General features: G+C 41.1%; 6 protein-coding genes. 4 read left to right on the top strand and 2 right to left on the bottom strand.

Features of this window, described 5'->3' with window-relative positions:
* Both C6Y39_RS05540 and C6Y39_RS05535 read left to right on the top strand, forming a co-directional pair.
* Nucleotides 1–2,768: FG-GAP-like repeat-containing protein (locus tag C6Y39_RS05540; RefSeq protein WP_105930313.1), on the top strand; the 2,768-nt coding region annotated here is incomplete at its 5' end.
* A gap of 57 nt (nt 2,769–2,825) precedes the next feature.
* Entirely contained in the window at nt 2,826–3,302 is a 477-nt protein-coding gene (locus C6Y39_RS05535; RefSeq protein WP_105930312.1) for a hypothetical protein, read from the top strand.
* A 31-nt stretch (nt 3,303–3,333) separates the two neighbouring features.
* Here C6Y39_RS05535 and C6Y39_RS05530 read toward each other — a convergent pair whose 3' ends face one another.
* Nucleotides 3,334–4,149 (bottom strand): CatB-related O-acetyltransferase, encoded by an 816-nt coding sequence (locus C6Y39_RS05530; protein ID WP_105930311.1) that lies wholly within the window; start codon nt 4,147–4,149, stop codon nt 3,334–3,336.
* A gap of 26 nt (nt 4,150–4,175) precedes the next feature.
* The gene (locus C6Y39_RS05525) at nt 4,176–4,889 is read right to left on the bottom strand and encodes a hypothetical protein (protein ID WP_105930310.1); all 714 of its coding nucleotides are present in this window, start codon (nt 4,887–4,889) and stop codon (nt 4,176–4,178) included.
* A gap of 220 nt (nt 4,890–5,109) precedes the next feature.
* On the opposite strand from C6Y39_RS05525, the gene C6Y39_RS05520 reads away from it, so the two are divergent.
* The gene (locus tag C6Y39_RS05520; RefSeq protein ID WP_105930309.1) at nt 5,110–8,151 is read left to right on the top strand and encodes a coiled-coil domain-containing protein; all 3,042 of its coding nucleotides are present in this window, start codon (nt 5,110–5,112) and stop codon (nt 8,149–8,151) included.
* Nucleotides 8,152–8,157: 6 nt separating this feature from the next.
* Nucleotides 8,158–9,339, top strand: coding sequence for a hypothetical protein (locus tag C6Y39_RS05515; protein ID WP_105930308.1), 1,182 nt, complete (start codon nt 8,158–8,160; stop codon nt 9,337–9,339).
* The last annotated feature ends 15 nt before the right edge of the window (nt 9,340–9,354 follow it).

Genomic DNA, 9,354 nt, shown 5'->3' with positions numbered 1-9,354 from the left:
TGCCAGCTGCTGGGAAGAATAACGTTGGTGATGGCACATTGCGCATTGTGGGCACAGGCTACGATACGCTAACGGAAGCGTGGACCGTCACGGCGGTCAACTCATATTCATTTATCGTCACGGGTAGTGAGTCGGGCTTACAAAGTAGGCAATATGATATCTATGCAAACGATAAAGCCTATGTGACCGACAACAGCGAAGTACGCTTTAAGATAGACGCAGGCACAATTGGGTTTAACACGGGTGATAGTTTCACGTTCTCAACTACCGCGGGTACGATTGTAGGTGAAACCGTTACGCTTACCGAAACGGATGTGGATAGCGGCGTATTTACCGGTAGCATTGCGGTCAATGAAGCGGCGACAGCGGTAGAAGGCGATGGTCTGCTTGATATCCAAACGGGCGACTTGATCACGGCGGTTTATAATGATGCAGCAGGTGATTGGGGTGATGCAGAGCAAGTGCGTACCACGGCGCTGTATGCGGCCACGGTGCTGCCAGGCGCAACGTTAATCAAAGACACGGTGTGGACAAAAGAGAATAGCCCTTACCTTATTACGGGCGATATTACCGTTTCATCAGATGTCACGTTAACCATTATGGCAGGCGTAGAAGTGTTGTTCTTAGCGAATAGTGACGACACATCTGATGGCCAAAACCCTTATGACAGTGAGTTATTGATAGACGGTAACGTGGTTGTCGCGGGCAGCGAAGATGAAAAGGTGATATTGACCAGCAGCAACCGTAACGGCGAAATGGGTGACTGGGGCGGTATTCGTATTAATAGCGGTTCGTTAAGTGCTACGCATATGCGAATGGAATATAGCGACTACGGCATAGAAACGTATAGCATCTACAACGATGACGTATTTAGCGTTACCCATAGTGAATTGGCGAACAACCGCCAAGCACTCAATATTTTTGACACGTACAATGACAGTACGGTGACGGTGTCACACAACCATATTCACGACAACGCCGGTTATGCACTAACGGCTAACTACGGCAACGCAACGTGGGCAATTAACAACAACACCATTGAGAATAATGGTTCAAGTATTTATCTTTACAGTCTTGATGACGTTACGTTGCATGGCAACACCATTACTTACAATGGCAATGGTGGTATACAGCTAGAGTATTTAGATGGTGACGTGGCGATAACGGATAACGTTATCAGTCACAACCAAGGTGAAGGTATTTATGGCTACAGTTATTCGTGGGGTAATAACGCGAATGATTATACGGCGACGGTCACGGGTAATACGGTAAGCGATAACAGTGGCAACGGTATAAGCCTCACGCTAAGTAATCATAACACTATTGATGTAAGTGATAACGTTGTCGATGCCAACAGTGGTTCAGGCATACGTCTTTATAGCGAATCCAATACGACGCGGGCGACGGTGCACAACAATACCATTACGAATAATGGCCAAGATGACTACTACAGCAGTGTTGGTTTGTATATCAGTGGTTACATTGTGCCTTCTATTGTAGGTAACCAAATAGAAGGTAATGGTGCAGGTGTGTTTATCAGCTACTACGAAAACAACGGTAGCGAGGCGTTCGAGATAAGCGGAAATAGCATCATCAATAATGATGATTACGGTATAAGTCTTCACAACTACGCAAACCCAGTCATTAACGGCAACGACATCTACGGTAACGGCGGTTACGCGCTAGAGAACCACACGAGTTACGGGATCAATGCGAAGAACAACTGGTGGGGTGAAGAAGACACGGCCGAGATGAATGAAGGGGATAACCCTAAAGCGTTAAGCTTCATTTATGATGGCAACACAGACTCATCAGTTGGTAAGGTTAATTATTCGAACTGGGCTACTAGATCTGTAAATGCCAAGCATGTTCGACATGATGTAGACGGCGACGGTAAAGCAGATATCCTGTGGCGTAATGTCGATGATGGCCGTAATTGGATGTGGAAGATGAACGGCCTTAATATTGAAGAGAGTTCGGGAATAAATGTTATTTACAATCAAGCTTGGAAAATTGTTGGCCGTGGTGACTTCAATGGAGATGGTAAGTCAGATATTTTATGGCGTAACCATGAGACAGGTCGAAACTATATTTACTTGATGGATGGCTTTACAATCAAGAAACAAGGCGAACTAAACTATGTTTACGATAGCGGTTGGAAAATTAAAGAAGTACTCGATTTAAACGGCGACGGTAAAGACGATATTATCTGGCGTCATACATCACGAGGTGATACATGGATTTACCTCATGGACGGAATAAAGGCCACTACGTCTACAGCAAGCTTGTCAGTGAGTGACCTAGGCTGGCAGATAGTTGCAAGTGGCGATGTGAATGGCGATGGTTATGATGATGTTATATGGCGCCATAAAACCAGGGGCAGTAACTATATTTGGCTAATGGAAGGTACAAACATCAAGAAGCGCTATGTACTAAATACCGTTAACACCAATTGGGATATTGCAGGTGTAGGTGACATAAATGGCGACGGTATAGATGACATTATTTGGCGCAACCAAGTAGATGGCCGTAACTGGGCATATTTGATGAAAGATGGTCAAATCCAGACAAGCGCTCTCGTTAATTCAGTCGCGAACATAGATTGGGAGATTGCTGACATTGCAGATTTAAACGGTGACGGTAAAGACGATATCTTTTGGCGACAAACACAAAGCGGTCAGTCGTATATTTATCTTATGAACGGCTTAGGTATTGGTGATAGAGGCTATGGCAATACTGTCGGTACGCAATGGAAAGTAATGCACTAAAAAGAAGGGAGGGGCATATGCCCTTCCCTTCTTTTATTTAAATAAAGAAGGAATCTCATGCAGCGGCTAATCATTTTTGTTTCAGTAGTAGTGAGTTTGACGGTTGCTTATCTTTTCACTAACAGTGCAAAGCAGACTGAAGTTGAGTTAACTGAGTTTTCAAAACAGTTAAAAGCAGGCCAAAAGGCTGAAGACTCTGTTATTAAATCTAGTGGTAACAACCATATATCACTTCATTCGGAAGGAGCACTGGGAGTAAAAGACGAACATGACACTCTTCACCAGACCTCATCACAAGAACAAACCAGTATGGTAAGCAAATCAGAAAACACCTTAGAAGAAACCTATGATGCCTTTGCTTTGTCACCAGAAGCAGAAACTGTTCAAAACACAGATGATGCGGAAATGGTAGTAAGTGTATCACTCACAGAAGCACCCGAAGGCGATTTTAATGGGTACAGTTCAACAATGGACGTGCCTATCAGCTCAGCATCAAAAGTTGAAACAGATGATATGGAAAGCAAACAACCTTAGTAGCTAGTTTCGCTAATGGGGCTAGAGCGTGTTAGCCAAAGATATCAGGCAATATCAGCGTGTTAGGGTTGAACACTTCTAAATCGTCTTTTATTTCTTTCCACTGTCTCAAGAAATGAAAAACCGATTTTGTATCGAGGTGTGCAAAGCCTTTTAAATCGTATTTCCACCATTCAGTTTTTAGCAATTCTTCGCGTTGATAATCCGAGAAGCGATATTTAATGACTTTAGCTGGATTGCCACCAACAATAGCATAATCAGGTACCGATTTAGTAACTACTGAGTTAGCCGCTACAATGGCACCGTTTCCAATAGTGATGCCAGTAGATAAAGTGACGTTCTGACCAATCCAAACATCGTTTTTAATGACAGGGAAGGGCTTTACCCCATTAACATCGAAAAAGGGTTTTTCCAGAGAAGGTAAGCCGTTATCTTTAAAGTAAGCGTCGACAAATACAGACTGTGGCTTCCACGTAAAATGGCTAGAGCTTAATTGAGTAACCGGGTGTTGACTGTCTAACACTTTCAGGCCTTCACCGATACTACAGTAACGGCCTACCACCATTTTTTCAGGTAGCGCAGAATGGGAATACGAATTAAACCCGATAGAGCAGAGCCCAGAGGTTGGCATTGTGCCTTTGCCACCAATATAAGGTGACCCGTAAATGGCGGCGTACGGTTCTATTTCTATTGAGTTATAAAAAGTAACCTGCGACCCCACACTTAACCAGCCAATACTGTTTTGATTATCTAGGTATGCGTTGAAGCTCGGTACCCACGCACAAAACAATCGGTGCTTTTTCAGCATATCGATATGTTGCTTTGTTATTTTTACTGTTAGTCCCATTTTACAAACCTAATTCCGTTTTGTTTTTATAGAAAGTCAGCAACAATTTCATATTCAGAAGCAAAATAACTCTCTAAATAGCGCAAAGTGCTAGGGAATGATGACGAACTATTCCTTACATTCTCTTTTGCTTCTATTAATGGCTTGCCAAGTAACTTTTGTAGTCGCTTCAAATCTGCACTGTTTCTTGTGGTACTACCCACAAAGTCAAAGTCGTTAAGACCGATGCTTTCAAAATAGTGCGCGTAAACGAAAATATTCTTAGCCAACGCGTTTTCTTTGATCATGCGCTCAAATATATCTTCTTTCTTAATTATGCCTTTATCTAAATAATGCTGTTTTACGAACGCATATTGCGCATTTTCATCTTTTGTAGCTAAGTAGTGGCCGAGTAACGACCACGCGCGCTCGAGAGGATCTCTCACCCATGTTACTTTTTGTGCATTTGGGAACATTGCCATTTGATTTACATGAGAAGGAAAATGGCCAAAAACCACTTTTGCACTTCGCGGAACCCAAATGGCCTTCCCTGAGCCAAGTTCCGCAGCGCCGGTATTTCTATAAACACCAAACACCTTGCCCTGCCCCAAAGCATCAACAAAACTTTGCCGCAACGAACTCCCGGCTGTTTTCGGTACGTGGTACACAACCCAATCTACGCTGCTATTAGGTGCTTGGGGACTTACTTCTTTTGGAGACAGCTTCCGTTCTATTTTTTGAGAAAACGATAATTGATACATCTTTTAAGCAATTACTTTATAGATATCGGCAAACATCCTTAGTTTGCGCAATATTGAGAAATTAGTACGTAGTATATCAGCACACAAGCAATAATCGAATAGTAAGCAAGCCAATGAAGACGTACTATTGTTGTTTTATTACAGTTTTAATCGTTACTTAAAGTAGGTACACTTGCAAAAAGTTAAGGACGCATAAGTTTAAGTCGTTTTAGGAGTTATCATGCCACGTGCAGTTGTTATTTCTGTTGGAAACCTTTCGCTTGACCCAATAGAAGAGTTGGTAAGAGAGCATGCAATAGCGAATGCGACCGTTAATGCCGTCCCCAATTCTAAAATCAATTCAATAAATACGTTATTTGAACAGATAATTGAAGACAGTCAGCGAGCAGGCTGCATTTTTGTTAATGCCCCACAATGCACAATTACCGAATGGCAAGCGCTTCAAAATGGTCAAATACTGTTGGTTTACAGTTCACCAGAATTGTATCTGCAACAAGCTCTATTGAAAGATAACAACGTTAACAAAACAGAAGCTATAGTGCGTTGGAGGCAAGAAGTCGAAAATGTAATTAAGCTTTCTGAACAAAATGCGCAGATAAACATTGTTTCCATTGATGACATTTTGGCAAACCCTTCTTCCTTTATAGCTCAGGTGTTCGATAAAAAAGTTGAAACGGATTACAACCTGCAAAACAAATCTACACAACAGCAGCTTATGCTACTAGCATCCGCATCGTTCTTAATTGACCAAGATGAACTTTATGAATTGTACGATGATGCTTTGTCAGTAAGCATCATGTTTAGTGAATTCTCAGTTCATTTAAGCCCTGATTCAGACTTTTTCAAAAAACAAAGTAATACATTTCAGCAGTGTGCCATTGAATTGATGGCTAAGGGCAATGAACTTGTTGCGTTGAATGAGACGCTTTTTACAGCAAATGAAAGATTGGCTCATAGTGAAAAAAAACTTGACGCTAGTAGTAGTGAATTGCAAGAGCAAATGTCAGCGCTCAAACTGGCCAAAGATAAATTAGAGCAAAAAGAGGCTGAGACACAGGCTCTTAATGAAAATGTTTTTCAATTAAATAAAGAGTTAGAAATTGCTAATAAAAGTATTAGTGAAAAGACTGCTGCTTATGAGGATATCGTCGTACAAAAAGCAAAAGTCGATGACAAGATTAAAGTACTAAACGATGAACTTTTAACACAAAAAGACGTGCTTTCGAAGAAACAAGAGCTTGTAGACAGTTCAAAAGCTGAAGTGAAAACATTGGGTGTTCAAGTCGCGCAGTTACAAGAAGAGCTTGAAGGTGCGGTTGCGAAAGTCATAAAACTAGAAGAAACCGAAAAAACGCTTAACCATACAAAGACTGCGCTGTCTGAAGCAAAAGAGAAATTGGGTAAAGCCGAAGACGAGGGTAAGTTGTCTTTGTTACAAGTAGCGCAACTACAAGAAGAGCTTGAAGGTGCGGTTGCGACAGCCATAAAACTAGAAGAAACCGAAAAAGCGCTTGAGCATACAAAGGCTACGCTTTCTGAAGCAAATGAGAAATTGGGTAAAGCCGACGACGAGAGTAAGTTAACTTTGTTGCAAGTAGAGATGTTGCAAGAAGAGTTAGAAGGACATTTGTCTGAATCGGATGAGTTAAAAGTTGAAAAGCAGCAGCTACAACAAGCGTTAAAAAATCTGCAAGAGGAACAGGAAGTCAACAATAAAAGCGAGCAGCTTGCAGCTAAGCGCATTAGAGAACTAGAGTTAGAACTAGAGGTAGCATCGCTACAGATATCACAAGTACAAGAAGAATTAGAGCATTATTATCTAGCGTTACAAAATAGTGACCATTTAGCTCGTACAGGATTAGTAAGTACCCCAATGGCAACGAATAAAATTCAATCTAAAATTTTCGATAAAGTTTTTGCAGAAAAGATCAGTATTACAGGGCAATATGAAGCAGGTGACTACCGCGATGTTCACATTAATCTTCATAATGTGGTTTTTCCATCAGATGCCCAGTTCGCGAACATAAAAACCAAGCTCGTAATCGTGTCAGGTCATGTGGGTATAGAGTTCCGAGCTCAAGACACCGAGTCGCCATTGTTTCGGGTGAGGGAGGATGCTACTGATGAGTATGGCCCGTATCTTCGTTATTTCCTTACGGCTCCCGATAACTTAAAAGAGCAACAACAAAAAACGATTGAACGCTTAAATGCTTCTGAAAGGTTACTAATATACGGCGTAATTAACGTAATTGCTGAGAGGCTACAAGATCCAGATATCGAAACAACTACGAATATTTCTACAGAGGCTTGGCGAACTTGGCGAAGAGTCTCCGTTGAGTTTGCAAGTTATGTTGATAATTTACCAAACTGGTTGAGCTTCGACGAAGTTAAATTGCGTGAAGAGTATGTGACAGATGGTTACGAACACTTGTGGTTAACATTTAGTAACTTGTTGCTCGGAAGTGTATGGAGAGAAACGCTAGCGTTTAAAGTAACAGCTAATACCGTGGGTGAAGCGGAAAATGGTGAATTTAGTGATAACTTAAGTCTTGAATTTAGAGAGTTAGGCGATGGAAGTGCTCCTCTTTTGACTTGGCCGCCTGAAAATATTGACGAGTATGGGCCGATATTAACAGTTTCATTAAATGATAAAGAAGCTTTAGTTGAGCTTGCACAACAAGATAGTGCTCTAATTTCACATTTGGTTTCAAACCTTCCAAGTATATTAGATAAGCTCAATGCTGAAGGTAAAGTATTGCAACGGAGTGTCAATGAATGGAAGGGGGCCATATCTGCAGTTGGCTTTAAAGCGCCAAATACACCCGCTACGCAAGCACAAGAAAATCTGCACATTTCAAGTCTTGAAGATTATGTAAAATCGCTTTCTTTCGAAGAATTGGCAAGCGAGGGAAATTACCAGCACATTGTGTTTACACAAAAAGGCAATAATACAAAAGTAAAACTCCGGGCAGAGAATATCAATCCAGAAACGTTTGATGCCGAGGTATATATAGAATTCAGAGACGGAACTGCAAATGTTATCTATCACGATACCGAATTTTACGGCGAGGACAGCTTCGGTCCGTTTGTTAAGATTCCTGCTGAGACCCTAATGGCGAGTTCTTCTCAAATAAAACAAGAGCTTGAACTTGCTGTTCTATTTTATGAAATTGCAATAGATAAGATTAATTCAAGTGAAAATGTCGATGAACTGGTGAAATCACTTTGGGCTAATATCATCACCCAAAAAAATACTAAGTAATTTTTAATGAAACAAGTTTTTGTGCTCGACCCTGGGCTGATGGAAGCCGGAGGTCATCATGCAGCTTTTCTAAGTACACTTTTGTGTTACGAGGGCAGTAATGCATTAAAGATATTCGCTCATAAGGAGCTTGATGCAACATTATTGGCTGAAGCTGAGGACAAAGGGCTTAAAATATTTCGGCACTTCGAGTCAAATTTTTATGCGCATTATACAAGTGACTACCGTCGGGATAGTGAATTAATCCAGTGTTATATCCGTGAGTTGGCTGTTGAATACTTTAGAGCAATTAACCAAGCAGTGGATAGCTCACCGAAGAATGAACTTGTTTTTTTTCTTCCATGTGTAAACTGGGAACATGCTTCTGCATTAAGCCTAGCTTTGGACTTGTTGAGCAAAGAGAAGAATGTTGGTGCCGCAAGATGTGTTTTCAAGATTTGTTGTATGTTCTTACCAAGAGAAGCGAGCCATCTTTCTAATCGAGCTCGTTATGCGTTTGCTTTTTTACGACTCGCTAAATTTACGCAGGTAAAGTTATTTGCTTCAGATTTCGAAACGCGAAACTTCTATGAATCACTAGGCATCGACATATCTGGGATACATCCATGTTATCTTTTGCCTTGGGAACAATTACACAGTCAAATTAAAATGCCAAGAGACACTCCCAGAATCTTACTTTATCTGGGGGATGCAAAAGAAAACAAAGGTTTTAATCGGCTACCTTCCCTAGTCGAAGAGCTTCTTCAAAAATTTAACTACCAAGTTACTCTTGTCATTCAATACACGCTAGCTTGGGAATATCCAGAGTTAACTAGCGCAAGAGAAAAACTTACTTACCTCTATCAAAAATATGAACAGGTTGAGCTTTCTAACGAGTACTGGAGCACGCCAACGCTTGTTAATGTACTCAGCGATTTGGATTTAATCTATTGCACCTACACGCCAAGTGCTTACGAAAACAAAAGTTCGGGGTTAGCTTGGTTAGCCGTTTTCTTCAATGTTCCAGTAATTATGCTTGATAAGTGTTGGCTAACTAGAGAATTTGAAAGGTTAGAGCATACTTATTACATCAGAGGCGAAGATGAGTTGGCTATTTCTGAAAACATAAAAGGCAAAATTTCACGGCACTCTCATAATGAATATGGTAGTAGTTTATACACCAATTTATTGACGTGGTTAGCTAACTAATTAGGAGCTTGTTGA

It is taken from the genome of Alteromonas gracilis, assembly GCF_002993325.1.
Lineage (GTDB): Bacteria > Pseudomonadota > Gammaproteobacteria > Enterobacterales > Alteromonadaceae > Alteromonas > Alteromonas gracilis.
The sequence above is the reverse complement of the archived record's forward strand: the minus strand, read 5'-3'. Positions and strand labels throughout refer to the sequence as shown.

Excerpts from the sequence above, each read along its gene's own strand:
- C6Y39_RS05535 (WP_105930312.1), top strand. The coding sequence starts at position 2,826 with ATGCAGCGGCTAATCATTTTTGTTTCAGTAGTAGTGAGTTTGACGGTT.
- C6Y39_RS05530 (WP_105930311.1), bottom strand. The coding sequence starts at position 4,149 with ATGGGACTAACAGTAAAAATAACAAAGCAACATATCGATATGCTGAAA.
- C6Y39_RS05525 (WP_105930310.1), bottom strand. The coding sequence starts at position 4,889 with ATGTATCAATTATCGTTTTCTCAAAAAATAGAACGGAAGCTGTCTCCA.
- C6Y39_RS05520 (WP_105930309.1), top strand. The coding sequence starts at position 5,110 with ATGCCACGTGCAGTTGTTATTTCTGTTGGAAACCTTTCGCTTGACCCA.
- C6Y39_RS05515 (WP_105930308.1), top strand. The coding sequence starts at position 8,158 with ATGAAACAAGTTTTTGTGCTCGACCCTGGGCTGATGGAAGCCGGAGGT.